The following is a 16,488-nucleotide window of genomic DNA, read 5'->3' as shown; positions in this document are numbered from 1 at the left end:
GAACAAAATAGACTTCTGCGGGGTTTCTTTTATATATATAAAAGGAACCTCGTATGTTTTACTCCCCCCATCCATTGCTTCGGAAGAGAGAAACGGAAACTGCTACTGTCTCTTATTCCGAACTGCTGTTTGACCTGATTTATGTTTTCTCGGTCACGCAACTTTCACATTATTTGCTTCATAATCTCACTTGGGAAGGATTATTGAAAGAAACAATCCTGTGGTTTGCAGTCTGGATGTTGTGGCAACATACCATCTGGGTGACTAACTGGTTCAACCCGGATACCCGGCCGATACGTATTCTTCTTTTTATCAGTATGCTGGTGGGGCTGGTGATGGCGGCTGCTATTCCTTATGCCTTTACTTACCGGGGATTGATATTTGCTGTCTGCTATGTTCTGATACAGGCAGGGAGAACACTTTATATTATCGGGGTGTTAGGAGATCATCATCTGGCTGCTAATTTTAAGCGAATTATGGGCTGGTTCTGTATATCTGCCGTCTTTTGGATTACGGGTGCCATATTGCAGGGAGAATGGCAAATTCTACTGTGGATTATAGCCGCCATCTGTGATTATACAGCCCCGATGCACGGATTTGCTTTACCTCGTCTGGGACGTTCGGACAGTAGCAAGGAATGGACTATTGAAGGGCATCATTTGGTGGAACGTTGCCAGTTGTTTGTGATTATTGCTTTTGGAGAAACTCTATTGATGACAGGAGCTTCTTTGAGTGAAGTAGAAGAATGGACGCCTCTCGTGATTATTTCTGCTGTCATATCTTTCATTGGTAGTTTGGCTATGTGGTGGGTTTACTTTGATGTGAGCAGTGAAGCCGGTAGTCGGAAAATACAGGAAGTGAAAGATCCCGGAAAGCTGGGGTTGATTTATAATGCAATTCATATCGTACTGGTGGGAGCATTGATTATTTGTGCGGTAGGAGACGAACTGATTGTTGCCCATCCCGAACAAGAAATGAGAGCGGAAGTTGTTTTTGTTCTGATTATCGGACCAATCGTTTATATTCTGGCAAATAGTATCTATAAATATGTCACGTGCCGTATGCTTCCTTTATCACATATTATTGCTGTAATAGCTTTGGCTTTACTGCTTCCCTGGCCTTATCACATTTCTTTATTGACGATGAATATCTTGGTAACATCTGTTTTTATATTCGTGATTGTGTTTGATATGCTATTCCCTAATAAAGGTTTTAAGATAAAATGGGAGCCGAAGATTTAATGATGAAAGCCCATTCATAACGGATAATACTTATATCCTATAATATTGTGGCTTAAAATAAAAACACAGTTCACACGAATTCTTGGTGAGTATTCAAGAAGTTGTGTGAACTGCGTAATTCGCGCCTTTCTAAACGGATGTCTATTATGTCTTTTTCATCGATGGTTCGCAATGCGAAGTCCCGATAGCGATTCCGTACAATATCCGGGCTGCTCTTATTTAAATCGTATCAATCTTTATTTGTACCAATCTTTATTTTGTTTCCCATTCGATGATACCCATCCAGAGAACTTGGGATATGATTGATCGATTCGTTTCCCTTCCTCTGGAACCGGGAGATTACTTACTGGCATATTGATAGCAAACGGCATCAAGTCTGCAGAAACATAATACATCCCTTCTTCTGGTCTGTAGATGTCTTTTCCGGTTCCCAGTAACGATAAGTCGGCTTTGTCAGTCGGGGGATAATTTATCAGATGTAATTCTTTGCCTCTACCCTCGTTGGAACTGATGAAGATAAACGGGTTGTAAGGAGGTACCACCTCTTTCTCACTAGCTCCATCAAGCGTGATGGTTACAGTATATTCTTTCTTTGATTCATCAGTGATATTTTTGAATTTTGTCATGTCGTCATACAACAATATGGTTGGGTGAGACTGTCCAGGCTCTGTTTCTTTTCCTTCCATGTATATAGAACTTGATAAACCACTGGCATCAGGCCCCGTTATTTTTACACTCTTGACATTGCTGTTTGAGAGCTTGTGTAATTGATATCCAAATCCGTTTTGCAGATAACCGCCACAGTGCTGTAAGATAAACTTGTCTTCTATTTCGTAAATGCGATTGTCAAGAGCATTTCGGGTCATCGTACTGGTGTACTTTACCATTACGTCATTCATATTGTAATCACCTAACTTAGGCCATAAGTCTTCAAAAGCCAGTGTACCGGAATAAGAAATTTTATATTGCTCGGGGATTGCTTCGGGGTCTTCAGGCAATGGAGGCAATGTCGGGTCAATAGCATTCTTTTCTGACGTATGAATATAGAAGATGGCATCTGCATAATCGAAGTCAATATTATCTTCGAATCCTACTGCTACAATCTGCCCGGACTTGGAATCACGGAGAGATACAGTTCTTTGTGTATTATTCGTGTTTAGATTCCTGGTGGAGTAGCGTGCCCCCATACCTTTTATGATATCGCCCACTTTGTCTTTATCTGTTTCTGAGGTGAGTTTATTCTTGAATCCCATACCTTGAAGGCACCAGCCAATTGTGACTCCTGCAGGAAATTTGTCTTCGTATTCCTGTGTCTCTTCATTCCAATATTTGAGTTTTATTTCTTCGCCACACACTAATGCTCCTACCCCTAAAGTCTTGTAAACAGGAGAGGTGTTTGGGAATGCAATTATTTGTTTTATATCACTCTTGCTCTGGGGCGGATTGTTGGTCGGATAGGTGTAATATCCAACTGTATTGTACCATGCAGCAGAGCTGTTTATAAATACGAGGCTTACTTCGGTCGGGTTAACAATTGGAATATCTGAAGTCATTTTAATGGAACCATCAAAAAACTCCGGATAATTCTGACTGATGTTCATAACCTTGCTTTTACCGCTCTCATCTTTGACTGTAACCTTTCTGAAAACATACTTGATGTTGTATAGTACGTCTGCCGGAGGTATGTTTATTTTAGGCTCCAGATTGGTTGGTCTTCCGTTGTTATCCCAGTCTGCATCGGGAAGAACATGCCATTCTTTTAGATAGGTATGTTGGTTCACGGTCACTCCTCTGGTTTTTGATGCCGTTTGTGAACGTAAGGCAGTGATATATGCATCTTGATTAAATGAAAGCTGACGACTGTCGTCAATCGTTAGTTTAAGAGGAGATACGGTGGCTAAATAATCCGATGATAACCATACTTCCGAGAGGTCCGCCGGAATATTCATTTCTCCACTGAATTTGCCTTTTTCGTCTGTAACTGCACGGTAGATAGGCTCTATGTCCTTTTGGAACACGCTGCCGTCAGCCGAGTATTCAATGGGATCTTGATCGTAAATGTCAAAAAGGACACGATAATTTTCGCTTTTAAAACAATAATTGATATCCAAAGCAACAGCTTGGGTCATGTTGAAGTCGAAGTATGCTTCTTTTGGCATATGCCTTCTCTCCCAAGATAAGTCACGCTCTTTGTCCATACAACTGATGGAAGCTATGGTAAGCACTCCTATCATTAAATACTTTAATTTTGTTTGCTTCATAAGTTTGTGTATTAAAAGATAAAGAGCAAATATATACATTTAATTATATAATTTGCTCTTTTTCTAGTTTTTTTATTTCTTTTTTGCGAATCGTCCTTTTTTTGTGGTCGCTGGTCCTTTCTCATCTTGTAATTTGATGAGTTCCAAACAGCTAGCCAAACTCAAATCCTGCGGGACGATATCTTTAGGAATTTTATAATTGGAACCCTTATAGGTAATATAAGGTCCGTAACGTCCGTTCAGAATCTCAAGTTCCGGCTCCTCTTCAAACTTCTTGATGTGGCGTTCCGTTTCTTTCTGGCGTTTCTCCAGAATCAGCTGTTCTGCCTCTTCCAAAGTAATTTCCATCGGATCAAGTGTTTTCGGGAGCGATACATATACCTTATTGTGCAGGACATACGGACCGAAACGGCCTACGCCTACACTGACTGATTTTCCTTCATATTCGCCCAGTGTACGAGGTAATTTGAATAATTCCAGTGCTTCTTCCAAAGTGATGGTTTCCATGGATTGACCTTTCTTCATTTGTGCGAAGCGTGGTTTTTCTTCATCTTCTACAGTACCAATCTGTACAACAGGACCGAAGCGACCAATCTTAACAGAAACAGTCTTGCCTGTTCCCGGTTCTTCTCCCAGAATACGTTCGCCTACTTTATGTTCCGTCTTGATAGCCAATGTGTTTTCTACAGACGGATGGAACTTATCATAGAAATTCTTCATGATAGAAGTCCATTTCACTTCTCCTTCTGCAATCTCGTCAAATTCCTTTTCTACACTGGCGGTAAAGTTGAAATCCAGAATGTCTGGGAAATATTCGGTAAGGAAATCATTTACCACAGTGCCGGTATCCGTTGGGAACAACTTCGCCTTTTCTGCACCGGTAATTTCAGTATGGTTTTCATCCTTAATCTGACAATCTTTCAATGTCATGACATTAAACTGCCGTTCTTCCCCGTCTTTATTACCTTTCTCCACATATTCGCGTTGTTGGATGGTAGAGATAGTAGGTGCATACGTAGACGGACGTCCGATACCCAGTTCTTCCAATTTGCGTACAAGACTTGCTTCCGTATAGCGTGGAGGACGTTGGGTGAAACGTTCGGTTGCGATAATAGGCCCATGTTCCAACTTTTGGCCTTTTTTCAGAGGAGGAAGCAGGTGACTCTCATCTTCTTGTTCGTTGTCATCATCATAAGATTCACGGTATACGCGCAAGAATCCGTCGAACTTAATCACTTCGCCGATGGCTGTAAATACATCGCTGCTGCCACTTATTGTTATGGTAGCAGTTGTCTTTTCCAGTTCCGCATCTGCCATTTGTGAGGCAATGGTGCGTTTCCATATCAAGTCGTACAGTTTCTTTTCCTGTGCTGTTCCTTCAACGGACTGGTTTTCCATATAGGTAGGACGGATAGCCTCATGCGCTTCTTGTGCACCCTTAGTCTTTGTTTCGAAATGACGGGGGTGTACGTAGCGGTCACCCATCATTTTGATGATAGCGTCTTTACTGCCTGTTGTCGCAAATTCCGAAAGGTTGACAGAATCCGTACGCATGTAAGTGATGAATCCCGATTCATATAAACGCTGCGCGAGCATCATGGTCTGCGCTACGGTATATCCCAGTTTGCGTGCGGCTTCCTGTTGTAAAGTAGACGTTGTAAACGGAGCAGGAGGCGTTTTCTTGATTGGGCGGGTGGTAATATCATCGATTGCAAAGCTCGCTCCCTGACAAGCGTCGAGGAAAGCCTTTGCTTCTTTTTTTGTTTTGATACGGCGAGCCAGTTCAGCTTTCATTTCCACCAGCTTTCCATCCGCGTCCGGGACGAGGAATACGGCAGTGACGCGATAAGCAGCTTCCGTTTTGAAGGCATGTATTTCACGTTCACGTTCAACGATCAGACGGACGGCAACAGACTGAACACGTCCGGCAGAGAGTGCCGGTTTCACTTTTCTCCAAAGTACGGGAGAGAGTTCGAAACCTACGATGCGGTCCAGAATCCGTCGTGCTTGCTGAGCATTTACGAGGTTGAGGTCAATGTCGCGTGGTTGTTCAATAGCTTTTAAGATAGCGCTCTTCGTAATTTCATGAAATACGATTCGTTTTGTGTTTTCCGGTTTTAGTTTTAAGACCTCATACAGATGCCAGGCAATCGCCTCTCCCTCGCGGTCCTCATCGGATGCGAGCCATACGGTTTCTGCCTCTTTAGCTTCTGTCTTTAGTGTGCTAACCAGCGCCTTTTTGTCTGCCGGGATTTCGTAGCTGGGTTTAAAATCATTATTTACGTCGATACTGAAATCTTTCTTCTTCAGATCGCGTATGTGTCCGTAACTAGAAAGGACTTTGAAATCTTTCCCCAGAAACTTTTCAATCGTTTTTGCTTTTGCCGGAGACTCGACAATGACAAGGTTTTTCTGCATAATTCTTTCTTTTATAATGGCTTGTACCACAATATTCGGGGACAAAAGTAAAAAAAAAGATTCTCCCTACCTTATATTATAAGGAGAATTTAATAAAATCTTAAGATTTACATTTTATTGCAGGAAATAAAATATCAATTGGTATAGGTTAGTTTCTCTATATTCTACGTACATTTGTCTCATTAGTAAGTTGGTTTTCGTTTGACTTAAGTTGAACTATCGCTTGACTTAACTAAAACTATCGCTTGACTTAAGTCGAACGAAAATTCAATAGCATGATAAATAATTAATATATAGGGAAGTGGAGTTTAATCTTTCCTAATGAAATACTAATAAATAATGAGTGTAAATTATGATCTTTATGAGACTCCCGATCTCACAAAAAGTGGGGAAGAACAACCTTTGCATGCACGTGTCGTACTGAAGGGCAGTTATACAGCCGAAGAATTTGTAGAACAAGTGACTGCATTTCAGCATATGCCTCATGCGCAAGTGGTAGGTGTCATAGAAGCTATCTCGAAAGAACTAAGACATTTGCTTTTGAAGGGATTTTCTGTTGAATTGGGTGATATTGGTTATTTTACTCTTTCTTTGAATGTGAACAAAGAAGTGATTGATTCAAAAGACTTGCGTTCACCGTCAGTATCTCTTAAAGATATTAATTTGAGAATCAACCGTCAGTTTAAGAAGGATATTGAGACTGAATTGGTATTACAACGTTATCATTCGCCTTTTCGTGTGAAGAATCCATTAGCAGAAGAAAAGTGCTTGCAGCGATTAAATAAATTCTTGGAAAAGAATCCATGTATTAATCGGCAGGATTATGCCTTACTTGTTGGAAAGACAAAAACACAGGCATTGCAGGATATTAATGCATTTATTGAAAAAGGGATTTTAAAAAAGTATGGAGCGGGACGATCGGTAGTCTATATAAAGGTAGGATGAGTCATTTTATCGGATATATATACTTGATATTAAACATTTTCTGCTTACCTTTGTTTGCATGAAAAAAGAAAATGGGAAAGGAGACGAACCTATGGCTAGTAATTATATTCGTTTCGATTGGGCTATGAAACGCTTATTGCGTAATAAAGCCAATTTTGCAGTTCTTGAAGGCTTTCTGACTACTCTTCTCAATGAAAAGATTGTCATTCAGAAATTGTTGGAAAGTGAAGGTAATCAAGAAGATGAGTTTGATAAGTATAATCGTGTTGATATGCTTGCGGAGAACTCTAAAGGAGAACTTATTCTGATTGAAGTTCAGAATAACAATGAGTATGCTTATTTCCAACGTATGTTGTTTGGTACTTCTAAATTGGTGACCGAGTACATCAATCGTGGAGAAGGTTATGATAAAGTACGTAAAGTGTATAGCGTTAATATTGTCTATTTTTCATTAGGCAATGGAAAGGATATAGTATATCATGGTAAAACGGAGTTCAGAGGGATTCATCAGAATGATGTGCTGGAGTTAACTCCATTTCAGAAACAGACATTTAAGGTCGATGCTGTCAGTCAGCTTTATCCTGAATATTATATATTAAAGGTGAATGACTTTAATCAGGTTGCCAAGAGTCCGTTGGAAGAATGGATTTGTTATCTGAATACAGGTGATATACCAGATAGTGCTACTGCTCCCGGTTTGACGGAGGCCCGTGAACGATTGAAACTCGATAAAATGACGAAAACTGAACTTGAAGCATATTATCGTCATTTGGATAATATTGTAATATTGAAAGATAATATATTGACAGAACGTGCAGAAGGCCGCGCAGAGGGTCGCGCGGAAGGTCGTGTAGAAGGACGTGCGGAAGAAAAAAGAGAAACAGCACGTAATATGAAGGCTTTGAATATTCCTATTAATACTATTTCACAGATAACAGGTCTGTCGGCAGAAGAAATACAAGGTTTGTAAATCTATTACGGATTTGTAGTGAAGACAACAAAATAATTGAAGTTTAAGTTTTTGAGAAGGGGCGTTATCCGGAAATGGAAACGCCCCTTTCATTAATTTAGAATCGGAAACTCAATCCTCCTAAGAAATTGAATCCTTCCGTAGGATAACCTAAATAATATTGATATTTCTTGTTCAGCAGGTTATGTACTTGCGCATAAACAGATACTCCTTTGAATACATTATAGCTGGCTCTGATATGCAAATCATTAATTGCGGTCATTTTTGCATACTCTTTCACTTCTTTCCGGTTGATGTAATCATAACCTAGATTTATGTTAAGAGCAGAGATCGGATGAATACGTACATTGAAAGACATTTCACTGACTGGTTTCACAGCCAACAGATATTCCTCTGTTTTGCTGTCCCAATTACGGTAAGTATATTTAGCTGATATTCCGAGGATATCTTTGTAATCGTAACTGATTTCACCTCCAAGGTAAAGATTGTCTGTATTATCCTGTGCAAAAGAAAGATAAGAACCTGAATGAATATTACTTGGGTCAAAACCTAAATAAGATAAGTCGTTCTTTAGATTCTGATAACCACCGAACACGTTGAACCAAAGTCCCGGATAAGGGCTTGCTTTGAATCCGATACTACCGTTGATTTGCTCGTAAGTATCATAAGGACGTTGTACGTATCCCAAAGTGGTAGTGGTATTTGCCTCCGGCAGTTCACCGTAAGGACAGATACTTTCTAATCTGCGGAAATCATTCAATTGCTTACCGCCGGTTGCTTTTGCATAAACAATGTAGCTATCAGAAAAAATATACTGTGCAGTGATATCGGGTGAAATACGGAAAGACTTATCAAATCCGAAAGATAAATCTACATTGGCTCCGATATGCAATTTCCAGTCATCATTATCCAGTTCGTAATATGGATTTAAAAGAAGCGTTGTGTAGTTTTTGAAGTATTCATCTCCGGTGGAAACATTCTTTGTATATCCGTTGTAGAGAAGATTGTTCATTTCCAAAGCGATAGTTATTAATTGTTGGTCGCCGATAGCTCCCGTGACATCGCCTTTAGTGCGTATGATTGTTTCCTTGATACCTGTATTGGCTTCAGATTCATTGAACATGTTGTGCTGACGTTCATACATCAACAGATTTGTTTCTGCGTTGAAACGCAGTGGTGCAGTCTCATCAGTGAAATGAATGCCCGCATGGAAGTCACCGGATGTGAATTTCTGCTTGCTGTTTACGCTTTCCGGTTGGAAGTTGAAGTTGCTCAATCCGAAATTTCCGGCAATATTTAAATCCAACTTATCAAATTGATGTGTGTAATCCACATTAGCACGTGTGCGATAATAAAATGCATTCCATTTTTCGGAGTCTGTGAAAGGAAGCGTTAGTTTACCATCCATTCCATCCATTTGGAAACGTACATTCAATTTGTCTTTCTGCGACAGACGGAATAGATAATTGGCAAGAATATCTAAATTGCCATAATTACCATATCCGGCACGTACATATCCCGGGGTAGTGCCGGGTTGAACTTCTTTTCCGGTATAGGGGCGCATCAGGCCTGCCGGAACGGAAGTAGCCGGAAAGAATGTTGTAGCATACTCTACTTCTTTCTTGCTCACTGTCGGTTCTTCTACTTTAGGCAGGACGTTTACTTTCGAAGCGTCCATAATGTCCGGGTTATATTCTTGTTCCACAACGACCGTGCGGGTCATTGTTGTATCCTTCGGTTGGGTGGTTTGGGCTTGAAGGCAGGATGGCATTGAGATTGCCAATGCGAGTCCTCCTATTATATAATGAGATCGTTTCATACTTTTCTATTTTTTTATTCTCAATTCTCAACTTTCAATTTACTAAGTCTGCTTTCAATCATGCTTTCAATATCATCATTCCCTTGATAATTTTGTTGCAGACTTAGCAGATATTGGCGTGCGTCCAGATCTTTACCCGTAGCATGATAGACGTCGGATAGAAGGACAAAACTACGTGCTAGCCAATAAGCATGTGGCGTACTCTGTTCTATATAGTTGAGCAACTCTTTCTCTGCAGCGGCATATTCTTTTGCGTCGTAGAGGGATTGTGCAACCTGATATTTAGCTTCGGCACCGTAAGGGTTACGTGTGTCTTTGGCCAGTTCACGATAGTCTTCCATTGCTTTCTTGTCAGCCTTTTGCTTGGTGTAGGCTTTAGCACGGTAATAAAGAGCTTCATTTCTTAGCTCCGGACTAAGTTTGGCTTCTGCAAGCAGGTCGGTAGCTGCATGGATGGTTTCTATGTCATCTCGCAATAGGAAGGCGCAACGCAGAATACCCGTTTCAGCAAGTTGGCGGCGCTCTACGTTGGTTGCTTTTTCTTTCAGCATTTTGTAGCTAGCTAATGCTTCAGCCATATTTTGCTGGTTGAATTGCACTTCAGCACGCAAGATCAATGCTTCTTCTGCAAACGGATTGTTTGGATATTCCAACAACTTACCGGAATGGAGAAGAATCATATCATAATTCTTCTGCTCGTTTCCGATCAGGCAGAGATAATAATGTGCGTTCAGGCTGAAGGCTCCTTCCGGGAAAGTTTGCAGGTATTTGTTGAGGCTTGTTTTGGCTTCTTCCATTCTGCCTCGTGCATAAATCTTTTCTGCGGCGGCATACGTAAGCGAGTCTTGTTCGTTAGCATCGAAACGGATGTGTCCTGGCATGGCATTTGCTAAAGCAGCAAATTCGTCGATGCGGTTGAGATCCACATAAATAGATTTCAAATCACGCATGGCAAGGCGGGCTTCTTCACTACCCGGATATTTTTCGATAACCTGTTTGTAGGCTTCGATTGCTTGGTTGTAATCTCCTTTTTGGTAATATAATAATCCGATTTCGGCGGCAGCTTTCCTGCTGACCGGACTTTCAGGATATTTAGTAAGTAATTCTTTGAAAGAAGTAATGGCTTGATTGTTGTTGTCCATCAAAACATAGGAACGCCCTTTCTCGTAAATAGCGTTTACGGCATAAGGAGAAGCAGGGTACTTTCCTACCAGACGGTTCAGCAAGGTAATCTTACCGGTATAGTCTTTCTGCAGACCGGATACAAGAGCCAGCTGATAGAAAGAATAGTCTCCGGAAGAAGTATTCATCTGTTCGGCTTGCGAATAATACTGTTTGGCTTCTTCAAAGTTACGTACATGCAGGTGGCAGTCACCAATACGATTGTATGCATCGGCAAGTGCGGTTGCATTTTCACCTTTCTCCAGTTGAACGTATTTTTGGAAATAATTGCTTGCTTGCGTATAGTCTTTCCGGTGGAAAGCGATATACCCTAAGTTATAATTGGCAAGCGCATACATTTCGTTATTGGGTTGGGTGGTGAGTTGCAGATAAGCATTAAAATCACGTGCGGCTTCTACCATTCGGCTTAGACGGTAATAGGATTCTCCACACCAATAGTAAGCGTCTGCCTTGGTCTGACGATTGTATTGTCCGATGGCAATGGATTGGTTTAGATATTTCAGAGCTTGTTCGAAGTCGGCGTTAGCGAAAGATTGAGTTCCTAATTGGAACAGTATCTTCTGTTTGGCTTCCAATATTTGCGCGCTTGGTTTGGCAATCCGGTCGATTGATTTCAAAGCTGCATCGTAGCTACGTGTATTCATGTAAACTTCTACCAGGTAGCTGCTGACTTTTTCAGCGTAAGGAGAAGTCGGAAATTCATTCAGGAATTTCTCGAAGGCAGTAACAGATTCACCGAAAGCGGAGAAAGAAGTCTCGTGCAGGCAAAGAGCGTAATTGTAAGCTGCCTGTTCCTTGATTTGCATATTAGCATTGGAGGCGGCTGCCTGTTCAAAAGCCATGCGTGCTTTGTTTTTCTCTGCCAGTTGCAGATAAGAGAGTCCCATGTGGAGATATGCATTTTGGGTAAGGGCATCGTTGTCAGTTGTCACCTTACCTAATGTTTCGGCTGCTTTGGAGTAGACTTTTGTTTGGTAGTAGGAGAGACCCAGCATATAAAGGGCATCGCGGCGGGGAGCCGAGCGATCCTTATTCAGGTAATTGTTGAATGCTTCTACGGCTTGGTGATATTGTCCGAAATGGTAATAGGCATCTCCCAGAATACGGTACATTTCTGCAGCGTGCTCGTTGTTCGGGTAGGCTGACAGGTAGTTTTGTGCTACAATTTGTGCCTTATCATAGTTTTTGAGCTGCGTATAAATTTCGGCTATGTAATAAGGGACGAGTGCTTTGTACTTCGAGTCGTCCTGTAAGGGAAGGAAACCTTTCAATGCTTCACTATAACGTTTTTGTGTATAGCGGATGTAGGAAAGATAGTAATCACAATCTTTGGCGTATTTGGGGCTGTTGGCACGCAAAGTTTCAAACCAGATGGCTGCTTCTCTTAGATTATCGGTTTTCAGATAACAGGTAGCCAGTTGGTAGGTGCAGTCGTCCCGTTCTTCATTACCTAACAAATCGAGGTCGGCAGAGTTGAAAAGTGCCAGTGCTTCATCATATTTTCCTTCGTAGAAATAGCAGGAGGCTAACAGCGCATAAATACGGTTAGCGTATGGAGTATCAGGATAACGGTCAAGGTATTTGCGGAGGAGTTCGATGCGGTTTTTGTCTTTCAGTTCGTAAGCCGAACTGACTAGCATATATTCTGCGTCCTGAAGAAGGCTGGCTACAGGCTTTTGTTTTACAAATGCTTTCAATGCCGGCAGAGCAGCTGCATAATTCTTTTCTTGGAAAAGTTCTTTCCCTTCTTTATAAAGGTTGTCAGTCGAAGTGAACTTGTCACCTGTCTGGGCAAATCCTATAATGGGCGTGCAGCAGATGGCGGCACAAATGAGTCTAGTAATTTCTTTTTTCATAATCGGGTGTTTATGCAAAAGTACTACATATCTTTCAATGAGAATCCTTTGAAAGTTATTTTATAATCATTTAATTCTTTATGTAAAGTTTCTCCTTTCTTTTCCAATGCCGGGATACTTATTTTTCTCGGATTTCTTTTTACTTCTCCGATAAGTGCTGTTTTGTTAAACCGCTTGAGGGCGATCAGGTCTATTTCATTTTCTCCGTTTTTGTCCCAATAGTTACCTACGTCGGTAACTTCCTCTTCTTCAGCGATAAGTTCACGGAAATATTTTTCTAACAATAGGCCGCTGTATTGTTCATAGTTCTTTTCTACATATTCTATCAGTAAATGGTTTTTCCCCATTTCTAGTACTGCGTTGTTTGAGAAAATAAAGCGAAACCAGAATCGTAGAAAATTGTCTTGCAGGCAATAACGGGTAGCACGACTATTAGGTTTAGCGAACATCGGTTTCACTTTTTTGATTAATGAATATTCATCCTCAAGGTTGGCTAAATAGGAACCGGTGTTTTTATTGATGATGGAATCAATCTCTCGTTGTGTTGTTTTTCCTTCTGCAATGAGAGATAGGATAGAAAAATAATTGGCATAGTCTTTCCCGAACTCGGAAATCAACATGTCTTTGCCTTCTGTCAGAAATGGTGAGCCTTCGGAAAGCGCATAATTTATCATGGCAGTTTTATTAAATGCTTTCGCTTCCATCAATAGGGTGATGTATTTGGCTACTCCACCTGTCAGCAAATACAAGCAAAGCAAATCTTCCGATGTGAATTTGGGGGCATGGTCTGCTAGAATCTCTTTGATAACGGTGGTGGTGAATGGATGCAGAGCAATTCGGGCGGTAAGGCGTCCGTATAGTGGCTCCTTGCGGTCTTCGAATATTCTTTTCATCATTGAATAAACGGAACCGCATACAATGAAATTGATTTTGGAAGTCGCGTGATATTGGTCCCAAATACGTTGTATGTCACTGACGATAGACGGATTGATATAGAGAAATTCTTGAAATTCGTCAATGATTAATGTGAAATTTTCCTTTTGGGAATGTTGCATCAGCAGTTCAAAGAGCTGTGCGAACTCTCTGATTTCTCCATAGATACGAATGCCAAGCGTTTCCTGAATGACAGGTTGATATTGTGCGCAAAGCAGGACTTCACTCTTTCTTGCTACAAATATATATACGAATCGGGTGTCTTTGACAGACTCTAAGAGTAGAGCTGTTTTTCCGATTCGTCGGCGTCCGGTCATTACAGTAAAGCAAGCGCTCGTTTGTGATTGCTTTTTAGCTGCATACAGTATCGCCATTTCTTTCTTTCGGTCGTAGAACTTCATATTATTGCTATCTTAATGGCGGTTAATTTAATGGCCATTAAATTAATGGTGGTTACAAAGATAACACAATATGTTGTATTTTGTTCATTTATAGTAATATAATATGATTGTTTAAGATTATGTGATAAATTACTTTGATCTATTTGGTTGAGATGAACTTCTATTTTACAAATACATCAATTGGCTACTGAAAAATGGCCCATCTTAAGAAAAGGAATATTTAAACGAGAATAAAAGGCGTAATTACTGGGAGGGATTGAGAAATATAACAAAACGCAGAGATTTGTAGGTGCGAAATTCTTTCTTTTTGTTATAGGAGATGTTTGTCGATTAAATTGTAATGCTTTTCTTCTTTTTCACTTGTTGTGTAAACTGAAATGTGGTTAGAAACTGGCATTTTGTTGTTTGTTGCCTTTTCGATATTTGTGATGAAATAGAAGAAAAACGGTCTTAATTTTCCCTTATTTGTCTTCCTCACCGAGCAAAAGCTGCTTCGTCGGTGAGAAAGGAAGCGTTCCTCGGTGGGGAAGAACTCCTTGGTTTTAAACCAACGAATCTTTTCTTGATAGAAAAAGATGCATATTCGACTTGAATTTATACGGTATTAGCCTGTGATTTTGCATACAGTTGCATGTTTTTATGCATTTTATTCTCCAGATCATTATTTTTTTATCTGATGTTTTGGAGGAATATCTTAAAAATGGGACATAACTATAGATGAAATACTCTCAATCTATCAGGCTGATGAGATTATCTTAGCGGCATTGAGCTAGAAACAAGCTAAGTCCGCGACGGATAGAATCCAACCCAAAATCTTCCGGATGAATCTCGGAGAGAGGTAGGAAGAAAGAATCTGCTACATCATCCATGGCGGAGAAATGGCTCATGTCTTCTACGGTGCAGAGAAAAAACATATCAAGTGTGTGTACAGGAAAACCTGAATAGACATAAATATTGGGAAGTGAAAACTGGTAAATAGCTTTTTTTACCTTCAATCCGGTTTCTTCCAGCACTTCACGGGCTACGCCTTCTTCACCTGTCTCGTTCATATCGATAAATCCTCCGGGAAGGTCGAGAGTTCCCTTTGCCGGCTCTTTAGCACGCCGGCAGACAAGCAGTTCATTTTTCTCATTCAAGATGAGTGCTACTGTGGCGGCAGAAGGATTGAAATAATAGACAAAGCCGCAATCTGCACATTTTTTAGATTTCTCGTTGTTAATCTCAAAATGAGAGGAACCACATTTAGGGCAATATAAGAATTGGTCAAGAGGATGTTCCATAATCGTATATATTTTCCAGTTTTTTTGTTTATGCATGCAAAGGTATAAAATGCTTTTATTAATTTCATCTATCACCGCATAGAAATATTCGATTGGGCTTTTTTTGCAAAGGCGGGGTTTCTGCCTTTATCTTTGCATCAGAAACAAAAAACAAAACGTTGTTTCTGATGTTATAAGTCAAATCAATTAATAACAATAAAAGCAATAAAGATTATGGAACCAATTTTAAATTCTCAACTTCCTGAATTCAGCGTTCAGGCTTTTCACAACGGAGCTTTCAAGACTGTAACCAACAATGACCTGAAAGGTAAATGGGCGATTCTTTTCTTCTATCCTGCTGACTTTACTTTCGTATGTCCTACTGAATTGGTGGATATGGCTGAAAAGTACGATCAGTTCAAGGCGATGGGTGTAGAGATCTATTCGGTAAGTACTGACTCTCATTTCGTGCACAAAGCTTGGCATGATGCTTCTGAAAGTATTCGCAAGATTCAATATCCGATGTTGGCAGACCCGACTGGCGCTTTGAGCCGTGCACTGGGTGTATATATCGAAGAAGAGGGTATGGCTTATCGCGGTACATTCGTTGTCAATCCGGAAGGAAAGATTAAAGTGGTGGAACTGAATGATAACAATATTGGCCGTGATGCAAGTGAATTGCTTCGTAAGGTGGAAGCTGCACAGTTTGTAGCCAGCCATGACGGAGAAGTTTGCCCGGCTAAATGGAAGAAGGGTGAGTCTACCCTGAAACCAAGCATTGACCTGGTAGGTAAGATTTGATAGATCTTGATAATGGTGATTATGGGAAGCCGGTAACGAGAGACGCTGCCGGCCTTTCTTTTAAAAAAATGAAAGGAAAAAGATATGTTAGAATCTGCATTAAAAGAACAACTAAAGGGTATTTTTGCTGGGCTGGAGGCAAACTTTACTTTTGATATATCCGTATCATCCAGCCACGAAAACAAAACAGAATTATTGGAGTTGCTGGGAGATGTAGCGGATTGTTCCGATCATATCACTTGCTCGGTGAATGAGGGAGAAGCATTGAAGTTTACTTTATTAAAGCTGAATTCAACTTGCAAATGCAACAGAATTCTGATTAATAATTTGTTTAAATTTTTCGTTTGGCGTGAGGTATCCAAGTCTTTTACGAGGTCGATTATTGAGTTTATTTTCAATCCA

The 16,488-nt window shown here is 40.5% G+C and carries 10 protein-coding genes and 2 pseudogenes; 5 read left to right on the top strand and 7 right to left on the bottom strand.

Annotated elements, in window-relative coordinates; all coding sequences use genetic code 11:
• Positions 1-53: 53 nt before the first annotated feature.
• Positions 54-1,241, top strand: a complete 1,188-nt coding sequence (locus N5O98_RS23370) for a low temperature requirement protein A (RefSeq protein WP_004296480.1) — start codon at positions 54-56, stop codon at positions 1,239-1,241.
• 236 nt (positions 1,242-1,477) lie between these two features.
• Here N5O98_RS23370 and N5O98_RS23365 read toward each other — a convergent pair whose 3' ends face one another.
• Both N5O98_RS23365 and topA read right to left on the bottom strand, forming a co-directional pair.
• On the bottom strand, positions 1,478-3,502 hold the full coding sequence (locus N5O98_RS23365) for an LruC domain-containing protein (protein WP_118161530.1): 2,025 nt from the start codon (positions 3,500-3,502) through the stop codon (positions 1,478-1,480).
• Between the two features lie 72 nt (positions 3,503-3,574).
• Positions 3,575-5,920: a type I DNA topoisomerase gene (topA, locus tag N5O98_RS23360; protein WP_004307878.1), complete on the bottom strand. Its 2,346-nt coding sequence runs from the start codon at positions 5,918-5,920 to the stop codon at positions 3,575-3,577.
• A gap of 339 nt (positions 5,921-6,259) precedes the next feature.
• Between topA and N5O98_RS23355 the strand changes: the two genes are divergently transcribed.
• Together N5O98_RS23355 and N5O98_RS23350 are read left to right on the top strand one after the other, a co-directional pair.
• Positions 6,260-6,865: a DsbA family protein gene (locus tag N5O98_RS23355; RefSeq protein WP_004307880.1), complete on the top strand. Its 606-nt coding sequence runs from the start codon at positions 6,260-6,262 to the stop codon at positions 6,863-6,865.
• Positions 6,866-6,923: 58 nt separating this feature from the next.
• Positions 6,924-7,835, top strand: a complete 912-nt coding sequence (locus N5O98_RS23350; RefSeq protein WP_004307882.1) for an Rpn family recombination-promoting nuclease/putative transposase — start codon at positions 6,924-6,926, stop codon at positions 7,833-7,835.
• Between the two features lie 97 nt (positions 7,836-7,932).
• Here the strand turns inward: N5O98_RS23350 and N5O98_RS23345 are convergent, their stop codons facing one another.
• The 4 genes from N5O98_RS23345 to N5O98_RS23330 form a co-directional block, all read right to left on the bottom strand.
• Positions 7,933-9,654, bottom strand: coding sequence for a TonB-dependent receptor (locus N5O98_RS23345; RefSeq protein ID WP_032855774.1), 1,722 nt, complete (start codon positions 9,652-9,654; stop codon positions 7,933-7,935).
• A gap of 20 nt (positions 9,655-9,674) precedes the next feature.
• Positions 9,675-12,692: a tetratricopeptide repeat protein gene (locus tag N5O98_RS23340; protein ID WP_004307887.1), complete on the bottom strand. Its 3,018-nt coding sequence runs from the start codon at positions 12,690-12,692 to the stop codon at positions 9,675-9,677.
• A gap of 23 nt (positions 12,693-12,715) precedes the next feature.
• Entirely contained in the window at positions 12,716-14,026 is a 1,311-nt protein-coding gene (locus N5O98_RS23335) for an ATP-binding protein (protein ID WP_004307889.1), read from the bottom strand.
• Between the two features lie 755 nt (positions 14,027-14,781).
• The gene (locus N5O98_RS23330; protein WP_008770568.1) at positions 14,782-15,306 is read right to left on the bottom strand and encodes an NUDIX hydrolase; all 525 of its coding nucleotides are present in this window, start codon (positions 15,304-15,306) and stop codon (positions 14,782-14,784) included.
• Positions 15,307-15,519: 213 nt separating this feature from the next.
• On the opposite strand from N5O98_RS23330, the gene ahpC reads away from it, so the two are divergent.
• Together ahpC and N5O98_RS23320 are read left to right on the top strand one after the other, a co-directional pair.
• On the top strand, positions 15,520-16,086 hold the full coding sequence (ahpC, locus tag N5O98_RS23325; protein ID WP_004307892.1) for an alkyl hydroperoxide reductase subunit C: 567 nt from the start codon (positions 15,520-15,522) through the stop codon (positions 16,084-16,086).
• Positions 16,087-16,170: 84 nt separating this feature from the next.
• A pseudogene (locus tag N5O98_RS23320) lies at positions 16,171-16,371 on the top strand (alkyl hydroperoxide reductase subunit F); the annotation flags it as partial.
• A 6-nt stretch (positions 16,372-16,377) separates the two neighbouring features.
• Here N5O98_RS23320 and N5O98_RS23315 read toward each other — a convergent pair.
• Positions 16,378-16,488 (bottom strand): annotated as a pseudogene (locus tag N5O98_RS23315) (IS30 family transposase); the annotation flags it as partial.

The organism is Bacteroides sp. LFL-34 (genome assembly GCF_027257075.1).
Classification (GTDB): Bacteria; Bacteroidota; Bacteroidia; order Bacteroidales; family Bacteroidaceae; genus Bacteroides; species Bacteroides ovatus.
This window is presented reverse-complemented; position numbering and strand designations above follow the sequence as displayed.

What these genes read in the sequence shown, in the direction of transcription:
- N5O98_RS23370 (WP_004296480.1), top strand. Translation starts at nt 54, where the DNA reads ATGTTTTACTCCCCCCATCCATTGCTTCGGAAGAGAGAAACGGAAACT.
- N5O98_RS23365 (WP_118161530.1), bottom strand. Translation starts at nt 3,502, where the DNA reads ATGAAGCAAACAAAATTAAAGTATTTAATGATAGGAGTGCTTACCATA.
- topA (WP_004307878.1), bottom strand. Translation starts at nt 5,920, where the DNA reads ATGCAGAAAAACCTTGTCATTGTCGAGTCTCCGGCAAAAGCAAAAACG.
- N5O98_RS23355 (WP_004307880.1), top strand. Translation starts at nt 6,260, where the DNA reads ATGAGTGTAAATTATGATCTTTATGAGACTCCCGATCTCACAAAAAGT.
- N5O98_RS23350 (WP_004307882.1), top strand. Translation starts at nt 6,924, where the DNA reads ATGAAAAAAGAAAATGGGAAAGGAGACGAACCTATGGCTAGTAATTAT.
- N5O98_RS23345 (WP_032855774.1), bottom strand. Translation starts at nt 9,654, where the DNA reads ATGAAACGATCTCATTATATAATAGGAGGACTCGCATTGGCAATCTCA.
- N5O98_RS23340 (WP_004307887.1), bottom strand. Translation starts at nt 12,692, where the DNA reads ATGAAAAAAGAAATTACTAGACTCATTTGTGCCGCCATCTGCTGCACG.
- N5O98_RS23335 (WP_004307889.1), bottom strand. Translation starts at nt 14,026, where the DNA reads ATGAAGTTCTACGACCGAAAGAAAGAAATGGCGATACTGTATGCAGCT.
- N5O98_RS23330 (WP_008770568.1), bottom strand. Translation starts at nt 15,306, where the DNA reads ATGGAACATCCTCTTGACCAATTCTTATATTGCCCTAAATGTGGTTCC.
- ahpC (WP_004307892.1), top strand. Translation starts at nt 15,520, where the DNA reads ATGGAACCAATTTTAAATTCTCAACTTCCTGAATTCAGCGTTCAGGCT.